We start from the raw sequence: 17,926 nt of genomic DNA on the forward strand, positions 1-17,926 counted from the left end.
GACGACATGCCCAAGCGTACCGACATCAAAACCGTCCTGATCATCGGCGCCGGCCCGATCGTGATCGGACAGGCCTGCGAATTCGACTACTCCGGCGCGCAGGCGTGCAAGGCGCTGCGCGACGAGGGCTACCGCGTCGTGCTGGTCAACTCGAATCCGGCCACGATCATGACCGACCCGAATATGGCCGACGCCGTGTACATCGAGCCGATCAACTGGCAGACGGTCGAGAAGATCATCGCCAAGGAAAAGCCCGACGCGCTGCTGCCGACCATGGGCGGCCAGACCGCGCTGAACTGCGCGCTCGACCTGGCCGACAACGGCGTGCTGGAGAAGTACAACGTCGAGCTGATCGGCGCCAAGCGCGACGCCATCCGCATGGCCGAAGACCGCGAGCTGTTCCGCATCGCGATGAGCGAGATCGGCCTGGAATGCCCGAAGGCGGAAGTCGCGCGCACCTTCGAGCAGGCCGTCGACATCCAGACCCGCGTCGGCTACCCGACCATCATCCGCCCCAGCTTCACCCTCGGCGGCACCGGCGGCGGCATCGCCTACAACAAGGAAGAGTTCGAGGAGATCGCCAAGCGCGGCCTGGAACTCTCGCCGGTGCACGAAATCCTGGTCGAAGAGTCGGTGCTGGGCTGGAAGGAATTCGAGATGGAAGTGGTCCGCGACACCGCGGACAACTGCATCATCGTCTGCTCGATCGAAAACTTCGACGCGATGGGCGTGCACACCGGCGACTCGATCACGGTCGCGCCGGCGCAGACCCTGACCGATAAGGAATATCAGCGCCTGCGCGACGCCTCGATCGCGGTGCTGCGCAAGATCGGCGTCGACACCGGCGGCTCCAACGTCCAGTTCGGCATCAACGCCCACGACGGCCGCGTCGTGGTCATCGAAATGAACCCGCGCGTGTCGCGCTCCTCGGCGCTGGCGTCCAAGGCCACCGGCTTCCCGATCGCCAAGATCGCCGCCAAGCTGGCCATCGGCTACACCCTCGACGAGTTGCGCAACGAGATCACCGGCGGCGCCACCCCGGCTTCGTTCGAGCCGAGCATCGACTACGTCGTCACCAAGATCCCGCGCTTCGCCTTCGAGAAGTTCCCGCAGGCCGATGCCCGCCTGACCACGCAGATGAAGTCGGTCGGCGAAGTCATGGCGATGGGCCGCACCTTCCAGGAGTCGCTGCACAAGGCGCTGCGCGGCCTGGAAACCGGCAAGGTCGGCCTCGACCCGACCGGCCTGGACCTGAGCAGCGAAGCCGACCTGACCAAGCTGCGCCGCGAATTGAAGGAGCCGGGCCCGGAGCGCATGTTCCACATCGGCGACGCCTTCCGCGCCGGCATGAGCGTCGAGGACGTGCACGCACTGTCGTTCGTCGACCCGTGGTTCCTCGACCAGATCGAAGAGCTGATCGCCAGCGAACGCGAGATCGCCGAAGGCGGCCTGGGCGCGCTCGACAAGACCCGCATGCGCGCGATCAAGCGCATGGGCTTCTCGGATGCGCGCATCGCCCAGCTGACCGGCACCGACGAGACCGCGGTGCGCACCCTGCGCCGCGCCATCGGCGTGCGTCCGGTGTACAAGCGGGTCGATTCCTGCGCCGCCGAGTTCGCCACCAGCACCGCCTACATGTACTCGACCTACGAGGACGAGTGCGAGGCCGCGCCGAGCAACCGCGACAAGATCATCGTGCTCGGCGGCGGCCCCAACCGCATCGGCCAGGGCATCGAGTTCGACTACTGCTGCGTGCATGCCGCGCTCGCCCTGCGCGAGGACGGCTACGAAACCATCATGGTCAACTGCAACCCGGAGACAGTCTCGACCGACTACGACACTTCCGACCGGTTGTACTTCGAGCCGCTGACCCTGGAAGACGTGCTCGAGATCGCCGACCTCGAAAAGCCCAAGGGCGTGATCGTGCAGTACGGCGGCCAGACCCCGCTCAAGCTCGCGCGTGCGCTCGAAGCCAACGGCGTGCCGATCATCGGCACCAGCCCGGACAGCATCGACCTGGCCGAGGACCGCGAGCGCTTCCAGCAACTGGTGCAGGAGCTGGGTCTGGCCCAGCCGATCAACCGCACCGCGCGCAATCCCGACGAAGCGCTGCTGCTGGCCGGCCAGATCGGTTACCCGATGGTGGTGCGCCCGAGCTACGTGCTCGGCGGCCGCGCCATGGAAATCGTCTACTCCGACGCCGACCTGACCCGTTACATCCGCGATGCGGTCAAGGTTTCGAACGATTCGCCGGTGCTGCTCGATCGCTTCCTCGACAATGCCGTCGAAGTGGACGTCGACATCATCGCCGACCGCGAAGGCCACGTGCTGATCGGCGGCGTGATGGAGCACATCGAGGAAGCCGGCGTGCACTCGGGCGACTCCTCGTGCTCGCTGCCGCCGTACTCGCTGTCGGCCGCCACCCAGGAGCGCCTGCGCCAGCAGGTCGTGGCCCTGGCCAAGGCGCTCAAGGTGGTCGGCCTGATGAACACCCAGTTCGCGATTCAGACCGATGCCGAAGGCAACGACACGATCTTCCTGATCGAGGTCAACCCGCGCGCTTCGCGCACGGTGCCGTTCGTGTCCAAGGCCACCGGCATGGCGTTGGCGAAGATCGCCGCGCGCTGCATGGTCGGCCAGACCCTGGCCTCGCAGGGCGCGCTCGAAGAAATCGTCCCCGACTACTACTCGGTCAAGGAAGCGATCTTCCCGTTCGCCAAGTTCCAGGGCGTCGACCCGATCCTCGGACCGGAGATGCGCTCGACCGGCGAGGTGATGGGCGTCGGCAAGAACTTCGGCGCGGCGATGGCGCGCGCGCAGGAAGCCGGCGGCATCAAGGCGCCGCCGGTGGGCAAGGCCTTCATCTCGGTGCGCGACCCGGACAAGCTGCGCGTGCTGCCGGTGGCGCAGGAACTGGTGCGTCGCGGCTATACGCTGGTCGCGACCAGCGGCACCCAGAGCTTCCTCAGCGAGAACGGCGTCGCCTGCGAGCTGGTCAACAAGGTCACCGAGGGGCGTCCGCACATCGTCGACCTGATCAAGAACGGCGAGATCGTCTACATCATCAACACCACCGAAGGCCGTCAGGCGATCTCGGACTCGTTCTCGATCCGCCGCGAGGCCTTGCAGCAACGCGTGACCTACTCGACCACGGTGTCGGGCGCGCGCGCGCTGGTGAACTCGCTGGATTACCGAGGCACCGGTCCGGTCTGGTCGCTGCAGGAACTGCACGCGCAGATCGGCGCCGCCACGGCCTGATCGGCCGCGGACCATCCGAATGAGCGGGCCCTGCGCTGGCCGGGCCCGCTTGCCCCTTTCCCGCCTCGAGCGGGGCAGGGGACGCCCTCTCCCGCTTGCTGCCGCTCCGGAACCCGGCGCCCCGTCACAAGGGTGTCAAGCGCGCGCGTTCCCGGCACAATGGGTCAACAATCAACTCGATCGGCCGGGACAGCCCGGTATGAGGAAGCTGGAATGAGAGCACCAATGACGGTGAAGGGTGCGCAGCGTCTGCGCGCCGAGCTGGAAGAACTGAAGTCGGTCAAGCGGCCGGCGGTCATCAACGCGATTTCGGAAGCGCGCGCCCACGGCGATCTCAAGGAGAACGCCGAGTACCACGCCGCGCGCGAACAGCAGGGTTTCATCGAAGGCCGCATCAAGCAGCTCGAAGCCGAGCTGTCGCATGCCCAGGTCATCGACATCAGCCAGCTCAACGCCGGCTCCAAGGTCGTGTTCGGCGCCACCGTCGAGCTGGCCAACGTCGACACCGACGAAGAGCGCAAGTACCAGATCGTCGGCGACCTCGAAGCCGACATCAAACTCGGCCTGATCGCGATCTCCTCGCCGGTCGCGCGCGCTCTGATCGGCAAGAACGAAGGCGACAGCGTCGTCATCGAAGCGCCGGGCGGCACCCACGAGTACGAGATCGTCGGCGTCAGTTACGAAGGCTGACCTTGACCCGCACCCGCGCTCGCCGTGCATGAACCGCCGCGTATGAACAGCGTCACCCTGCTGTTGCCCGAACGGGCGCGTTTCGGTGGTCAGCGCCTGAGCGAGGCCTTCGGGCGCCGGCTCGGGCGCGCCGATCGCAGCGTCGAGGCCGGCGGCCAGGCTGCGCGGGTGTTCGACATCCTGCCGCGCGGCTGGCCGGTCGCGGCGGTGACGCGTCAGCGCGACGTCGGCGATGCCGCGCTCGGCGCCTGGCTGCGCGCCGATCCGGCCTATGTGCGCCCCGACATCAACGGCGCACGTCTGCTGGCTTATGGCGAGGCCTTGGCGCTGAGCGAACGCGACAGCGCCGCGCTGCTGCCGGCCTTGAAGCCTTTGTTCGGCGATGCCGGCTTTCCGATCGATGCGCCGACGCCGACGCGCTGGTATCTGGCGCTGTCGCGCGAAGCGCGTCTGCCGCGTTTCGCCTCGCCCGAGCAGGCGCTCGGCGAAGACATGTTCCAACACCTGCCCGGTGCCGAAGGCGACGGCCCCGAAGGTCGCCGCTGGCGCGCCTTGCTCAGCGAGGCGCAGGTGCTGCTGCACAACCATCCGCACAACGCCCAGCGCATCGCCGCCGGGCTGGCGCCGATCAATTCGCTGTGGTTCTGGGGCGGCGGCGTGCTGCCCGATCACGTCCGCAGCGAATACGGCGAAGTGCGCAGCGACGACGAGGCCCTGACCGCGTTCGGCGCCCAGGCCGGCATCGTCGCCGGCGAGCTGCCGCCGGCCTGGAGCGCGGGCGAGGGCGTGCGGCTGTTCGATCTGCGCGGCGCCCGCGACGTCACCCCTTTGCAACGCGACTGGTTCGAGCCGATCGGACTCGCGCTGGATGCCGGCGCACTCGACCGCGTCAGCCTGGCCTTCGCCGACGGCGAACGTTTCGAGTGCGCGCGCTCGCAGCGCTGGCGCTTCTGGCGCAAGCCGCTGCGTTCACTGCAGGATTGAACGACACGATGAAACCCGTCGCACGCCTGCGCCGCCGCGAACCGGCCGAAGCCGGGTCGTGGCCGGATGCGATTCCGCCCTTGCTGCGCCGGGTCTACGCCGCGCGCGGCGCGACTTGCGTCGAACAGGCGCAGCCGCGGCTGACCCAGTTGCTTCCGCCCGACGGCATGCTGGGCCTGGATGCGGCGACCGCCTTGCTCGCCGATGCCATCGCCGCCGATCGCCACATCGTCGTGGTCGGCGATTTCGACTGCGACGGCGCCACTGCCTGCGCGGTCGGCGTGCGCGGCCTGCGCATGCTCGGCGCGAAACGCGTGTCGCACGCGGTGCCGAACCGCATCGTGCACGGCTATGGCCTGTCGCCGGCCCTGGTCGACGAACTCGCCGCGCTGCAACCCGACTTGTTGGTCACGGTCGATCACGGCATCGCCTGCCATGCAGGCATCGCCGCCGCGCGCGGGCGCGGCTGGCAGGTGCTGGTGACCGATCACCATCTGCCCGGCGAACATCTGCCGGTCGCCGACGCCATCGTCGACCCGAACCAACCCGGCGATGCCTTCCCCAGCAAGATGCTGGCCGGCGTCGGGGTGATGTTCTACGTGTTGCTGGCGCTGCGCCGCCGCCTGCGCGACGCCGGCGCCTTCGGCGACGGCAACGGCAACGGCCCCGACCTGAGCGTGTTACTCGATCTGGTCGCGGTCGGCACGGTCGCCGACCTGGTGCCGCTCGACGCCAATAACCGCGTCCTGGTCGCCGCCGGCCTGCGCCGTTTGCGCGCCGGGCAGGGTTGCGCCGGGCTGCGCGCGCTGATCGAAGTCGCCCAGCGCGATTACCGGCGGCTCACCGCGTCCGATATCGGCTACGCCCTGGCGCCGCGCCTCAATGCCGCCGGCCGCCTCGAAGACATGGCGCTCGGCATCGAATGCCTGCTGACCGAGAACGCCGCGCAGGCGCGCGACATCGCCTCGACGCTCAACGAGATCAATGCCGAACGCCGCGCCGTGCAGCAGCAGATGACCGACGAGGCCGAGCTCGCCTTCGCCCGCGTCGCCATCGATGCCGCGGCGATGCCGATGGCGCTGTGCCTGTTCGACGACGATTGGCATCCTGGGGTGGTCGGGCTGGTCGCTTCGAAAATGAAGGAACGGCTGCACCGGCCGGTGATCGCATTCGCGCCGGCCGAGCCCGGCAGTGAGCAATTGCGCGGTTCGGCGCGCTCGATTCCCGGCTTCCATATCCGAGACGCCCTGGCCGACGTCGCCGCGCAACACCCGGACTTGATCGAACGCTTCGGCGGCCATGCGATGGCCGCCGGCCTGTCGCTGCGCCTGGACGCGTTCGAAGCCTTCCGCGAAGCCTTCGAGGCTTGCGCCCGCCGCATCCTGACCCCGGAACTGTTGCAGGCCGACGTGCTCAGCGACGGCGAGCTCGAAACCGGCGAATTCGATCGCGTGCACGCCGAATCGCTGCGCGATGGCGGCCCCTGGGGCCAAGGTTTCCCCGAGCCGATTTTTTCCGGAAATTTCGAGGTCGTCAGCTATCGCGTGCTGAGCGAAAAGCACCTGAAGCTGGTGCTGCGAATGGAAGGCAGGGCGGAACCCTTGAACGCCATCCATTTCAACGGCTGGGAGGGAGTGCCACCGCCGAAGTACGTCGTGGCGGCCTTCAAGCTCGAGCCGGACGACTACCGGGGCGGGGACGCGATCCAACTCAATGTCGTCTATCGTGACTCGCTCTAAAGCGGATCAGGCCGCTCCGGCCGCTTCGCCCGGATGCCATCCTTCAAGATCGTGGATACCACCATGCAAGTACATTTGTTTCGAGGGCCCGGCAGGGTTTTCGGCTTTACCGTCGATCTGTCCGGCGCCAACCTGCCTGCGCAGTTCGCTCCTTGGTCGCATTTCATGAGCGTGGAGATGCGGCAGGGCGAGCCGATGGCCGGTGTCGAAGTCGATGAGTGCCTCGCGGATATGGAGACTTTCGGCGTACACGTGACCGATGCCCACGTCCGTATTACCGAGCAGGCAGTGCAGCACGGCGAACGCGCGTAGATTATTCACGGCCTGCAGCTCGCGGCCCGACAAGATTCACTCGGCCGGTACGTACACCGAGGTGCCGGCCAGGCTCTGCACGTGCGCCAACGAGGCCGGCACCAGCTCGCGCACGATGTCGCAGAAGTTCATGTCCATCATCCGCAGGGCACGCCGGATCAGCAGCGGCGCCGGATGGCTGGGCTCGTAGCGCTCGAGGTAGGCGCTGGCCTGTTCGAGCGCCAAGGCCACCTCGCGCCGCGAGCGGAATTCCAACATCGTCGCAGTGGCCTGGCGGACGATCCGCTCGCCGCAGGCGTCGGAGTGCAGGTGGGGCGTGGTTTGCGAGTCGAGCGGTGCGCTCGCATCCAGCACCACGTGGACGACGCGCAAGGGCGCCTCGATCGCGCTGAAGTCGGGTACCAGGCTCGGGTCGAGCGCCTGTCCGAGGCGGGCCTTGATCCGCGCGAGCAGCGCCAGGATGTGCACGACCGCGAAGACTTCGGTTTGTCCGCTGGATCGCGCATTGCGCAGATCGACGGCCAGGCTGTTGCGCTCGAGGCTGCAACCGCTAGGCAGGTTTGCGACGCGTGCCTCGACCAGCGTGCGCACGGTCTCGCGCAAGGTCAGCACGCCGTGGCGGTCGCGCAGCAGGGTCGCGTTGCGGATCGACTTGCCGATGCTCATCGCGTCGGCGATCGCGGCGATCGCGTACAGACGCGGCAGCGGGTCGTAACGGCCGAGCACGTCGAGCCGCGGATGCACTTCCAGCCAATAGCGATCCATCCATTCTTCGATCAGCTCCAGGCCCTTGGCGAACCCTGGCAAGCCGTAACGTTGCAACCAGGCATGGGTCAACAAGGCGGCGATGCGCAGGTCCTTCGTGCGCGCCAACAGGTCGCAGGCTTCGCGCTCCACCTGGACCCAATCGGGCGGCGCCGCGGCGAGCACGGATGCGCCGCACAAGGGTTGGTCCCGACCGGCCGCGATGCGCAGCAGGCCGAGGTAGGCCTCCTCGCGATCGAGGTTCTCTCCGCAAGGCCGATCGGGTTCGATCGGCCCGATCAGCGAAGACGCGCAATGCAGTGTGTCGAAAGGAAGCATTCCAACCGTCCTTAGTCCTTTGACGTGACTTGCTCGTTCGATAGCGAATGGTATGGATAACAGCCGCCCTGGAGTCTAACAACCGCGGTGCCCGGCAGGTTCCGTGATGCACTTCTGCCACAGAGTGAATGTAATTCGCGGCACATTACTAAGCGGTGGGAGAACGATGGCTACGCGAGTGCCGGCCGGCATGGCGGATCGTCCGGATTCGCTCGGCGCGCTTAGCCTCGAAATTGCGTCAGCAGCGTGCCTCGGGTCCGGAAGCGAGAGCGGACGAGGGCGAAAGCATGAATTCGTTGTGAATATGTCTTGGTGCACATTTGACGCCTTGGCACGGCGCTGGAGCTGCGCCCGCCTCCTTGATGTCGATATCGCCGAGGCGACCAGGCGAGCTCGGCCGCTCGATTCAGGCATCGGCGGCTGCGATCGACGAGATGCATTCGCGAGATCGGATGCAGTCGCCGGATGCGTTGCTCGGCGGATCCGCGTCGCGCGTCCGCTGTGCCATGTCGGTGCTTGCGGTTACGCCGACAGCCCCGCGATCACCTCATGGGCGATGCCGTGTTCGGCGAGGCGCTGCGCCAAACGGTCGCCAGGCGCATTGCGATAGGCATCGCCGGGTTGCAGGCAGACCACGCAATCGCCGGCTTCGACGTGGCGGAGCAATAACTGCCATTGCTGCTCCGCATCGGCCGGCAACGGCCGGCGCGGGGCGTCGCGCCGTGCCAGCACCAACACCGGCGCGGCGACGTCGGGGCCGTACAACAGCACGTCGGCTTGATTGAGCGCACGCAACGCGCGCAAGGTCAGTTGCCCGGCGTCGCCGCCGCCGGTGCCGACCAGCAGCACCATGCCGCTGCGCGAAACCGCGTCGCTATGTTGCAGGGCCTTCCGGAACGCCTGTTCTGCCTGTTCGCTCTCGCCGCGTTCGAGCAGGCCCGGCACCGGGCCGTCGAGCACCTGATCGAACCAACGCCGCCGTTGCGCGAGTTGCGGCAGCGCCTGCCGGATCGCGTCGCGGTGGCGTTCGAACAGGGCGGCGAGTTCGCTGAGCGAGGGATCGAGCTGCGACTCCAGACGCTCGCGCAGACGCCGGGCCAGCATCGGTGCGGCACCGCCGGAGGAGATCGCGACCTGCAAGGGCGCGCGGTCGACCAGGGCCGGGATCTGGAAGCTCGACAGAGTGGCGTCGTCGACGATGTTGGCCAGGCGCTTGCGGCGCCCGGCCTCGTCGGCGAGGCGCTGATTGAAGGCGTGGTCGTCGGTGGCCGCGATCAGCAGCCAGGCCTGGTCGATCCAGTCCGGGTCGAAGGTCCCCTCGCGGCGCCTCAGCCGGCCCTCGTCCAGCCACTGCTGGAGGGTTTCGTTGAGCGCATGGGCGTGCACCTCGACCCGCGCCCCGGCCTGCAGCAGGGCGTCGATCTTGCGGGTGGCGACCTCGCCGCCGCCGATCACCAGGACCTCGCGGCCGGACAGGTTGGCGAACAGGGGAAACAGCGCCATGCGGGTTCCTGGAGGCGGCGGGGGGTGGCTCGCGGCCGCTCATGTTGCATGGCAACATGGGGTCGAACTCCGCCAGCCAGGGCTGCAATGCTACGCGTCCTCTTGGTCACCGACACCGACAAGCCGATCGGCCAGCTGCGCAACGCGCTGCTGGCGGCCGGGCACGAGGTGCTGGACGAAGTGGCCGCCACCGGCGCCTTGCTGCGGGCGGTGGAGACTCAGCAGCCGGACGTGGTGATCGTCGACGTCGACTCGCCCTCGCGCGATTCGCTGGAGCAACTGGCGATGCTGCACCAGCACGCACCTCGGCCGGTGGTGATGTTCTCCGCCGACGGCGACCACCAGCTGATCCGCGCCGCGGTCGGCGCCGGGGTCACCGCCTACGTGGTCGACGGGCTGGCCCCGGAACGGCTGGCCTCGATCATCCAGGTGGCGTTGGCGCGTTTCGAGCAGCAACTGCATATCCGGCGCCGGCTCGACGACGTCCAGCAGCAGTTGCTCGACCGCAAGCTGATCGACCGCGCCAAGGGCCTGCTGATGGAGAAGCGCGGCATGAGCGAGAGCGAGGCCTACGCCGCGTTGCGCCAGCAGGCGATGCGCCAGGGCGCCAAGCTGGTCGACGTGGCCCGCCGGATCATCGCCATGGCCGACCTGATCGGATGAGGGCCGCATGACTATCGACGACGACGTGCCGACGCTGACCCTGGGCTACATGCCCCTGATCGATTGCGCGCCGCTGATCGCGGCGGTGCGGCTGGGGCTGGACCGGCGCCACGGCCTGCGCCTGGTGCTGAAGCGGCAGGCCTCGTGGGCGGCGATCCGCGACAAACTGCTGTCCGGCGAACTCGATGCCGCGCATGCGCTCGCCGGCCTGGTCTACGGCATCGATGCCGGCATCGCCGGGCCGCAGGCCGATCTGGCGATCCTGCTGACCCTCAACCAGAACGGCCAGGCCATCACGTTGTCGCCGCGGTTGGCGCAGGGCCTCGCTGCAGGCCGGCCGCTGCGCGAGTTGTTGGCCGAGCTGCCGAGGCGGCCGGTGTTCGCCCAGACCTTTCCGACCGGCACCCACGCGATGTGGCTGTACTACTGGCTCGCCGCACAAGGCGTCGACCCGCTGCGCGACGTCCGCAGTCTGACCCTGCCGCCGCCGCAGATGCCAGCGGCGCTTGCCGACGGCGAACTCGATGGGTACTGCGCCGGAGAGCCCTGGGCGACTCAGGCCGAAGCGCTCGGCGTCGGCCGGCTGGCGATCCGCAGCGGCCAACTGTGGCCGGGGCACCCGGAGAAAGTATTGGCCTGCCGGCGCGAATTCGCCGCCCTGCAGCCGGAGCTCGTGTTGGCGCTGACCGCCACTTTGCTCGACGCCTGCCGTTGGCTCGACGATGCCGGGCACCGACGGCAAGCGGTGCCCTGGCTGGCGCAACCGGAGGTGATCGGTTTGCCCGCTGCGTCGATCGAAGCCTGTCTGCTGCCGGGCGGCGCCATCGACGCCAGCGGCAGCGGCCTGCGTTTCCACGACGACGGCCGGGTCAACTTCCCCTGGCTGTCGGACGGGCGCTGGTTTTTGCGGCAATTCCGCCGCTGGGGTTGGCTGGCGCCGGCGCAGCCGGACGAAGACGCGACCCGGCTCGGCAACATCCACCGCCTCGACACTTATCGCGAAGCGGCGCAGCGATTGCAGGTCGCGGCGCCGGCCGCCGACAGCCGCCGCAGCCTGCTGTTCGACGGAACGGTCTGGGAATGAAGCAGGGGCGGGCGAAGGCGGCCTAGCCGCCGTTCGTCGCAACCGGAGTGCCGTGCGGCCTCAGCCGCCGCCGCGCACGCGCAGGGTCAGGCCCTTGAGGAAATTGCGCAGCAGCTGATCGCCGCAGAGGCGGAAATTCTTGTGGTCGGCCTGACGGAACAAGGCGGTCAGCTCGGGCTTGGAAATCGGGAAGCCGGCGTCCTGGAAGGCCTGGTGCATGTCGACGTCCTTCAGTTCGAAGGCGACCCGCAGCTTCTTCAACACCACGTTGTTGGTGACGCGTTTTTCCACCGGGCGCTGCGGCTGGCTTTCGTCGCGGCCGCGGTAGTGGAACACCAGCCCGTCGAGAAAATGCGCGAGCACCAGGTTGCTGCACTCGGCATAGCCTTCCTCGTCCTCCTTCTTCAGGAACGCCAGGATGTCGGCCTTTTCCAGGGCCAGGTTCGGGTCGGCCAGCTTGGCGATCTCGACGACCTTGAGGTCGCTGAGGTCGAGCATGTAGCGGATGCTGCGCAGTACGTCGTTGTTGATCATCGGTGTTCCATGGCGCCGCGCCTGTTGCAGGCGGAGCGTAGCGCGAGTCGGGTTCGGGGTCTTTCGTGGTGCGGGCGGCGCCGGGCGCGAGGCCGGGGCAGGCGCTGGAAAGTCGTGGGTGGGCCATTTTGGCATCCCTGGGCGCGCAGGGGTGAACGGGGGCGTTCAGCCAGCCGGTCGGCGCGGCGGTTTCGCTCCGCCCGTGGCAACCGAATGCTCGAACGGTGCATCCAAGCCCGTATTCGTGTCCGGCAGGGGGCTGTAACGCCGAACGCGAGATCTCGCTCCGCCATCTCGTCGCAACTCCTCAAAGGGCATCCATGACTCGCATCGCGTCCGCGCAACACCCGTTCAACAGCAGGAGCCGTCGTTCGTCGCCGATGTGGGCGACGGCGCTGACCCTGGTCATGGCCTGCGGGACGGCGACCGGCGCGTCGGCATCGTCCGTCGCGCCGGCCTTCGTCGCGACCATCGAGGCCGAAGTGCCTGCCTTGATGCAGTCGGCCAAGATCCAGGGTGCGGCGGTGGGTCTGATCGTCGATGGCGAACTGGTGTACGCCAAAGGTTTTGGTTTCGCCGATCACGCCGGCCGGGTTCCGGCCACCGCCGACACCGTATTCGTGGCCGCCTCGTTGTCGAAGCCGATCGCGGCCTGGGTGGCGATGAGCCTGGTGGAGCAGGGCAAGATCCGCCTGGACCAGCCGGTGGCCGAGCTGTTGTCGCCTTGGCCGCTGGCCGAAGGCAAGTTCGACCATCGTGCGATCACGTTTCGCCATCTGCTTTCGCACACCGCCGGCACCACCCTCGGCGGCTACCAAGGTTGGCTCGACTTCAAGGAATTGCCGAGCCTGGAGGAATCCCTCGCCGGCAAGACCAACGGACGCGGCGCGGTCGAACTGTTCGCACCGGCCGGCGCGCAGTTCCAGTATTCCGGCGGCGGCTACACCTTGATGCAGCTCGCGATCGAGCGCAGCACCCAGCGCAAGTACTCCGAGCTCGCGCAAGAGTTCGTGTTCGCGCCCTTGGCCATGAAGCACTCCAGCGTAGCGATGACGCCGCAGTTGTTGGCCCGTGCGGCGCAAGGCCACGGCGACGACGGCAGCCCGGTGCCGATGCGCTATTACGTCGAGCAGGCGCCCTCGACCCTGAGCACCACGGTCGAGGATTTCTCTCGATGGATGATCGCCGGCATGGAGCAGGCCGATGGAACGACTATCGGCCCGATGTCCCCGCGGCAACTCGCGCAAATGTACGAGCCGGCGAAGCTCAGCACCGAACGCGCTTCCGGCGATGCCGTCTACGGGCTCGGCCATTTCATCCAACGCTTGAGCGACGGCAGCACCGCGGTCGGCCACGATGGCCGCAATCAGGCCGGGTTCCGCGCCAACTTCCTGATGCGTCCGCACCAACGCGACGGTATCGTCTTCTTCAGCAATTCTCGCACCGGTCTTGCGCTGGACCGCATCGTCTGCCTGTGGACGGCGGATGCGACGAAAGCCGATGCCACGGCGAGTTGCAAGAAATAGCCGGCGGCGTTGCAGCGGATTTGTGCGTAAGCAGTCAGCCCGCGATTGCCGACAATTGCGAATAAGAAGTCGCCGGCGAGCGCGCCAGGCAGGCGCGCCAGTCCAGGAGATCGCTGAATTCTTGCGCGAGTTGCGGGTCGCTCCAGCAGCGGCGATGGGCCGGGCCGAGCGGCGGCTCGGTACGGGCGATGGGGGCGATGCCTTCGAGCACGACCGCCATCGCGATGTCGGCGTAGCCGAAGCGCTCGAACAGATAACCGCTGCCGGAGCGATCCAGGCCTTCGCGCAGTCCTTCGAGTGCGCGACGCAAGGCGCCGGGGACGAGCAGGTGCTGGTATTTCCTGTCGAGCCGGCGCGCGGCATCGCGGGCGACGAAGCGCAGCGGCGGGCGCAAGGGCGCAGGCAGCAGGCCGGCCAGGGCTTCGTCGAGGGCAGGGGGGCTGGCGAGCACGCCGCGCACGACGCGGGTGCGGATTTCGGCGAGCGCGGCCTCGCTGAGTTCATTCCAGGCCGCAATCGCGGCGAAATCGCCGAGGCGGCCGTCGCCGGCCTGGGCATCGGCATGGCGGGCGATGTCCCAGGACCCGCGTACGACCTGCACATCGGTCAGCAGCACCGGCACCGAGACCGCGCCGGTCCATTGCCGCATTCGCCAGCGCAACCAGGGTTCGCTGAGGGTGGGGGTGTATTCGCGATAGCCGAAGGGCAGGCTGCAGTGCTCCAGCGCCCAGCGCGCCTTCTGCGTCCACGGCGAGAAGGATTCGCCGACCAAGAGCACTGCGGGATCTGCCGTCATGCGTCTCATCCTGGTTGGAAGGCTTGCCATGGCTCGGACGGCGAACACCGTACCGGGTCCGCCGATAGGCCTTGTTCGCGCAGGCCTGCCGGGCCCGCGGCGGAGTGGTTTGCGGCTGGGCGACTGGGTACAGTAAGGCCTGAGGCCGGCCGAGTATGCAGTGCTCTTCAAGCGAGCAACTGGCCCAGACTCAGGACGAGGTAGGGGAGTGCATTCACGTCCTTGCGGGGCGTTGGGTGCACGGCGGATCGATCCATCGATCGGGGGAAGGGATGTCGCGCAAATTCGCTTGGGCAATGATGTTGGCGATGGTGCTCGTGCTTTGCTCGTGCAAGGTGAGAATCGGACCGGAGAAAGAAGAGCCGGTCAGCGCGGGTACTGAGCAGCAGCAGCGCGAGGTGCTTGCGGCGGCTGAGAAGTTCGCGGATCGGCTGGACAAGGGTCGTTACGCGGAGAGCTGGGAGCTGGTTGGCCCGGTGCTTTTGGCTAGCAGCACGAAGCAAAAATTCACCGGCCACCTGGCCACGATTCGCAAGCCCCTGGGCGCTGCCGGAAAGCGGGAGATCATCGGGTTCGGTTTTCAGAAGAAACTCGATAATGCTCCGCCTGGACAATACGCGACGATCGCCGTGAAAACCGACTTTGCGAAGGTCGGAGGCGTGAAGGAAACTTTCGTGTTCGAGCAGGCCGGCAAGGACTGGAAGCTGGTCGGTTACTGGTTGTCGAAGAAGCAGACGCTCTCGTTCAATCCATCCAAGTAAGACAGGTCGGCGCGTGAGCCGGATTGTGATTACCCGAGGCAAGCGATGAAATACGTCCTGGCACTGTTCGCCCTGCTGCTGGCGGGCGCAGCTTGCGCTACTTCCGTACCTCTCAAGCCTCTCGAAGAGATGGTCGGGGAGGCGGATCACGTCGTGGTCGCGACGGTCGAGTCGGTGGACATGGTCGGCGGCCGTGGCGAGCCGATTATCGATCCAAAGGCGCGCACTGGGCCGGGATCGAAGAACCGAATGCGCTTCAATCTGCGGGTCGAGGAACTGTTGTTCACCCGTTCGCCGGTGCTGCCGCCGGCCTTGCGCGTGCCGTTGTGGTCGGCCTGGCATTACGAGCTGGGCGACATCCAGGAGCAGGTGACGGGTTCGACCGGCATCTTTCTGCTCAAGGGCGACGACTACCAACCGGTGTACCCGGCCGATTTTCAGCGTCCGCTCGACGAGCGCGAGCAAATCGAGCGCCTGTTGCAGTCCCGGTAAGCGCGGGACTCCGCAGCGGCCCGTTTGGCCTTACGGCTTCGGCCTTAATGGCCCTGTTTCGCCGTCCACTGCGCCGCTATTTTTCCGGCAGGCACAGGAGGACGGTCGGATGAAGCAGATCGGCTACGCGCTCGGCGCCGCGCTATTGGCGGCGGCAATGGTCATGGCCCCGGTGGCGATGGCGACGCAGGACACGCCCAAGACGACGAAGCCGGCCGATCTGTCGGGCCTGCGCGATTTCGATTTCTTGAACGGCCATTGGAAGACCAAGCACCGGCGGCTCAAGCAACGCTTCGTCGGCAGCAGCGAATGGATCGAGTTCGACGGCAGCTTCAGCCAGCGCCCGTTGATGGACGGGTGGGGAAACACCGGCGACAACGTCTTCAACCTGCCTGGTGGTGCCTATCGCGGGGTCAGCCTGCGTGCCTACGACGCCCAGACCGGGCAATGGACGGTGTGGTGGCTCGACGGACGCAATCCCGGCGACGACCTGAGCCCACCGAACAAGGGGCGCTTCGAGCGGGGTCTCGGGCGTTTCTTCGCCAAGGACACGATGCAAGGCAAACCGGTGCTGGTGCGGGTGACCTGGTCGCAACCCAGCCCGGACGCGCCGCGTTGGGAGCAGGCGTTCTCGATCGACGACGGCAAGACCTGGGAGCTCAACTGGGTCACCGATTTCATCCGCGTCGATACCAAGACCGCCGCCGCCGACTGAGCCGGCGCGGTCCCGTAGCCAGGCTTCTTCACGAACTCGATGACAACGCCCATGACCGACTCGATCGATCGCCGACGCCTGCTGCAATGGTCGCTCGCGGCGGTTCCCGGCTTGATGTTGCTCGGCACCGCTGCCGGCGCCGAAAAGGCCACGAAGGAGAATGCACGCCGCGCCGGTGCCGAGCGCGACTTCGATTTCTTTCTCGGCAGTTGGGACGTCAAACATCGTCGCCTCAAGAAGCGGTTGGCGGGCAATAACGACTGGGAGGAATTCGAAGGCAGCACCCGTTGCCAGTCCCTGCTCGGAGGCATCGCCAATATCAACGACAGCGTGTCTTATCGGGCCGGTGGCGTGTATCGCGGCATGGGTCTGCGCGCGTTCGATGCCAACAGCCAGACCTGGGCCGACTGGTGGCTGGACGGCCGCAACCCGGTGAAGATCGACACGCCTGGCATCGGACGATTCGAAGGCCGTGTCGGTACCTTCTTTTCCGAGGACCTCCACGACGGCAAGCCGGTACGGGTGCGCGGTGTGTTCACCCACCTCAGCGACAGCCGCATGCAGTGGGAGCAGGCGTTTTCGCCCGACGGCGGTGCGACCTGGGAGACCAACTGGGTGATGCGCTATACCCGGACCGCGTAAAGCAAGGGGCGGACTCTCGTTTCCTGTCAGTGTCGTCGGCTGAGTAAGCGATCTGTCCTGGCTGTCGTGATCGAAACTTTCGCTGGATCACGCTGAAGCCGCGCCGATCGTATTCGGCGCGGCTTCGTCGTCTGTTCGATTTCTGCTTGCGGCCGATTCCACACTGCAATACAGACGCGCGGTAGCGTGCAGATGCCGCTGTCGAATGTTCGCGCATGAACCATGCGCAGTCATCGGCCCCAATGTCGTAGCGCACTTGCATTCGCTTATCGATCACACGGGGATGGTTTGCTCGTCATATCTATGTGTGCCGAAGTTCACAGGGATGCACGGCTTTGAGTGTGCCAACTTTACTAGAGTTGATATTTTCATAAGCGAATTGCGTACTGCATCACGTTTTATTTTGTAAGCTGGGTTTGAGACCTAGCACGGCTGTGATGCCTGCGAAGTCGGGCAAGGGCATAAGGAAGTGTGCCAGCCATTGGGCGTATCGCTTGTACAGGCTTCGGCTTGCTATCGGCGACACGGTTTCTCCAGGGCCTGCGAACGGAATCGCGACTAGTCAATCGAGCTGCAGATGATCCGTCAGCGGAAGGTTCGCATGAGTATCCAAATCGTCGGTCGTAATACGGTCGTTCCGGCAGCGCCGAGCATCGAACAGGCAAAGCCGCAAGCGGAAGCGCCGAGCACCAAGGTCATACACAGCACCGTTTTCTCGGGGCTGGGCGTGGGCACTCAGGTGACCTTGATCGTGCACAGCGACACCATGAGCGACCAACACGTCTCCCTGCTGCACGACAATTGTCTGAAAGCGTTGGAGCGAGCGGCCCGGTCGGTATGCGAGGAAGTCGCAGCGGCTTGAGGCGGTTGTTGTGCAGTCGACGCGCTAGTCGGGAGGAGGGTGCTTTTACCCCAAGTTCCGCTGCTGCTGGCATTGCTTGTGCTTTTGCCTTTGCCTTTGCCTTTGCCTTTGCCATTGCCATTGCCATTGCCATTGCTATTGCTATTGCTATTGCCTGTGCCTGTGCCTGTGCCTGTGCCTGTGCTGTTGCTGTTGCTGTGCGTCGCCGAGCACTCGCGAAGGCAAACGAAGACCCGGAGGGCGGCCCGCATGGATGCGGGCCGTTTTTCATCGGGACAGGGA

At 66.6% G+C, this 17,926-nt stretch carries 18 protein-coding genes; 13 read left to right on the forward strand and 5 right to left on the reverse strand.

Annotation, left to right across the window (positions count from 1 at the left end; translation table 11 throughout):
• Positions 1 to 6 precede the first annotated feature (6 nt).
• The 4 genes from carB to recJ all read left to right on the forward strand — a co-directional run bounded on the left by carB (position 7) and on the right by recJ (position 6,671).
• Positions 7 to 3,258: a carbamoyl-phosphate synthase large subunit gene (gene carB, locus EX88_RS0114600; protein ID WP_031372729.1), complete on the forward strand. Its 3,252-nt coding sequence runs from the start codon at positions 7 to 9 to the stop codon at positions 3,256 to 3,258.
• 213 nt (positions 3,259 to 3,471) lie between these two features.
• Positions 3,472 to 3,948, forward strand: coding sequence for a transcription elongation factor GreA (gene greA / locus EX88_RS0114605; protein WP_036149007.1), 477 nt, complete (start codon positions 3,472 to 3,474; stop codon positions 3,946 to 3,948).
• Positions 3,949 to 3,990: 42 nt separating this feature from the next.
• Positions 3,991 to 4,932 carry a hypothetical protein gene (locus EX88_RS0114610; RefSeq protein ID WP_031372731.1) on the forward strand — a complete coding sequence of 314 codons (942 nt, stop codon included), beginning with the start codon at positions 3,991 to 3,993 and terminating at the stop codon, positions 4,930 to 4,932.
• Between the two features lie 8 nt (positions 4,933 to 4,940).
• Positions 4,941 to 6,671, forward strand: coding sequence for a single-stranded-DNA-specific exonuclease RecJ (recJ, locus tag EX88_RS0114615; protein ID WP_031372732.1), 1,731 nt, complete (start codon positions 4,941 to 4,943; stop codon positions 6,669 to 6,671).
• Between the two features lie 6 nt (positions 6,672 to 6,677).
• On the opposite strand, the gene EX88_RS26055 is transcribed toward recJ, so the two are convergent.
• From EX88_RS26055 to EX88_RS0114630, 3 genes are all read right to left on the reverse strand, one after another.
• The gene (locus tag EX88_RS26055; protein ID WP_152566282.1) at positions 6,678 to 7,016 is read right to left on the reverse strand and encodes a hypothetical protein; all 339 of its coding nucleotides are present in this window, start codon (positions 7,014 to 7,016) and stop codon (positions 6,678 to 6,680) included.
• A gap of 3 nt (positions 7,017 to 7,019) precedes the next feature.
• Positions 7,020 to 8,066: a type VI secretion system protein TssA gene (gene tssA / locus EX88_RS0114625; RefSeq protein WP_031372734.1), complete on the reverse strand. Its 1,047-nt coding sequence runs from the start codon at positions 8,064 to 8,066 to the stop codon at positions 7,020 to 7,022.
• 522 nt (positions 8,067 to 8,588) lie between these two features.
• The gene (locus EX88_RS0114630) at positions 8,589 to 9,569 is read right to left on the reverse strand and encodes an NAD(P)-dependent oxidoreductase (protein WP_031372735.1); all 981 of its coding nucleotides are present in this window, start codon (positions 9,567 to 9,569) and stop codon (positions 8,589 to 8,591) included.
• Between the two features lie 87 nt (positions 9,570 to 9,656).
• Between EX88_RS0114630 and EX88_RS0114635 the strand changes: the two genes are divergently transcribed.
• Both EX88_RS0114635 and EX88_RS0114640 read left to right on the forward strand, forming a co-directional pair.
• Positions 9,657 to 10,232 carry an ANTAR domain-containing response regulator gene (locus EX88_RS0114635; RefSeq protein WP_031372736.1) on the forward strand — a complete coding sequence of 192 codons (576 nt, stop codon included), beginning with the start codon at positions 9,657 to 9,659 and terminating at the stop codon, positions 10,230 to 10,232.
• A 7-nt stretch (positions 10,233 to 10,239) separates the two neighbouring features.
• Positions 10,240 to 11,316 carry a CmpA/NrtA family ABC transporter substrate-binding protein gene (locus EX88_RS0114640; RefSeq protein WP_031372737.1) on the forward strand — a complete coding sequence of 359 codons (1,077 nt, stop codon included), beginning with the start codon at positions 10,240 to 10,242 and terminating at the stop codon, positions 11,314 to 11,316.
• A gap of 60 nt (positions 11,317 to 11,376) precedes the next feature.
• Here EX88_RS0114640 and EX88_RS0114645 read toward each other — a convergent pair whose 3' ends face one another.
• A complete protein-coding gene (locus EX88_RS0114645) occupies positions 11,377 to 11,850 on the reverse strand; it encodes a DUF1456 family protein (RefSeq protein ID WP_031372738.1) in 474 nt (157 codons plus the stop codon).
• Between the two features lie 320 nt (positions 11,851 to 12,170).
• Here EX88_RS0114645 and EX88_RS0114650 point away from each other — a divergent pair, with 320 nt between their 5' ends.
• Complete coding sequence (locus EX88_RS0114650) at positions 12,171 to 13,376, forward strand: serine hydrolase domain-containing protein (RefSeq protein ID WP_235186290.1); 1,206 nt, start codon at positions 12,171 to 12,173, stop codon at positions 13,374 to 13,376.
• Positions 13,377 to 13,410: 34 nt separating this feature from the next.
• Here EX88_RS0114650 and EX88_RS0114655 read toward each other — a convergent pair whose 3' ends face one another.
• Positions 13,411 to 14,172: a glutathione S-transferase N-terminal domain-containing protein gene (locus tag EX88_RS0114655; RefSeq protein ID WP_036149015.1), complete on the reverse strand. Its 762-nt coding sequence runs from the start codon at positions 14,170 to 14,172 to the stop codon at positions 13,411 to 13,413.
• Between the two features lie 272 nt (positions 14,173 to 14,444).
• Between EX88_RS0114655 and EX88_RS0114660 the strand changes: the two genes are divergently transcribed.
• The 6 genes from EX88_RS0114660 to EX88_RS27145 all read left to right on the forward strand — a co-directional run.
• The gene (locus EX88_RS0114660; protein WP_031372741.1) at positions 14,445 to 14,933 is read left to right on the forward strand and encodes a DUF4019 domain-containing protein; all 489 of its coding nucleotides are present in this window, start codon (positions 14,445 to 14,447) and stop codon (positions 14,931 to 14,933) included.
• 45 nt (positions 14,934 to 14,978) lie between these two features.
• Complete coding sequence (locus tag EX88_RS0114665) at positions 14,979 to 15,425, forward strand: hypothetical protein (RefSeq protein ID WP_031372742.1); 447 nt, start codon at positions 14,979 to 14,981, stop codon at positions 15,423 to 15,425.
• 109 nt (positions 15,426 to 15,534) lie between these two features.
• Positions 15,535 to 16,140 (forward strand): hypothetical protein, encoded by a 606-nt coding sequence (locus EX88_RS0114670; RefSeq protein WP_200875850.1) that lies wholly within the window; start codon positions 15,535 to 15,537, stop codon positions 16,138 to 16,140.
• Between the two features lie 51 nt (positions 16,141 to 16,191).
• The gene (locus tag EX88_RS0114675) at positions 16,192 to 16,782 is read left to right on the forward strand and encodes a hypothetical protein (RefSeq protein ID WP_200875851.1); all 591 of its coding nucleotides are present in this window, start codon (positions 16,192 to 16,194) and stop codon (positions 16,780 to 16,782) included.
• Between the two features lie 601 nt (positions 16,783 to 17,383).
• Entirely contained in the window at positions 17,384 to 17,644 is a 261-nt protein-coding gene (locus tag EX88_RS0114680; protein WP_152566283.1) for a hypothetical protein, read from the forward strand.
• A partial coding sequence (locus tag EX88_RS27145) for a hypothetical protein (protein WP_235186298.1) occupies positions 17,641 to 17,926 on the forward strand: 286 nt, incomplete at its 3' end. The genes EX88_RS0114680 and EX88_RS27145, both read left to right, overlap by 4 nt.

Source organism: Lysobacter antibioticus (assembly GCF_000731095.1).
In the GTDB taxonomy this organism is placed as follows: Bacteria; Pseudomonadota; Gammaproteobacteria; order Xanthomonadales; family Xanthomonadaceae; genus Lysobacter; species Lysobacter antibioticus_B.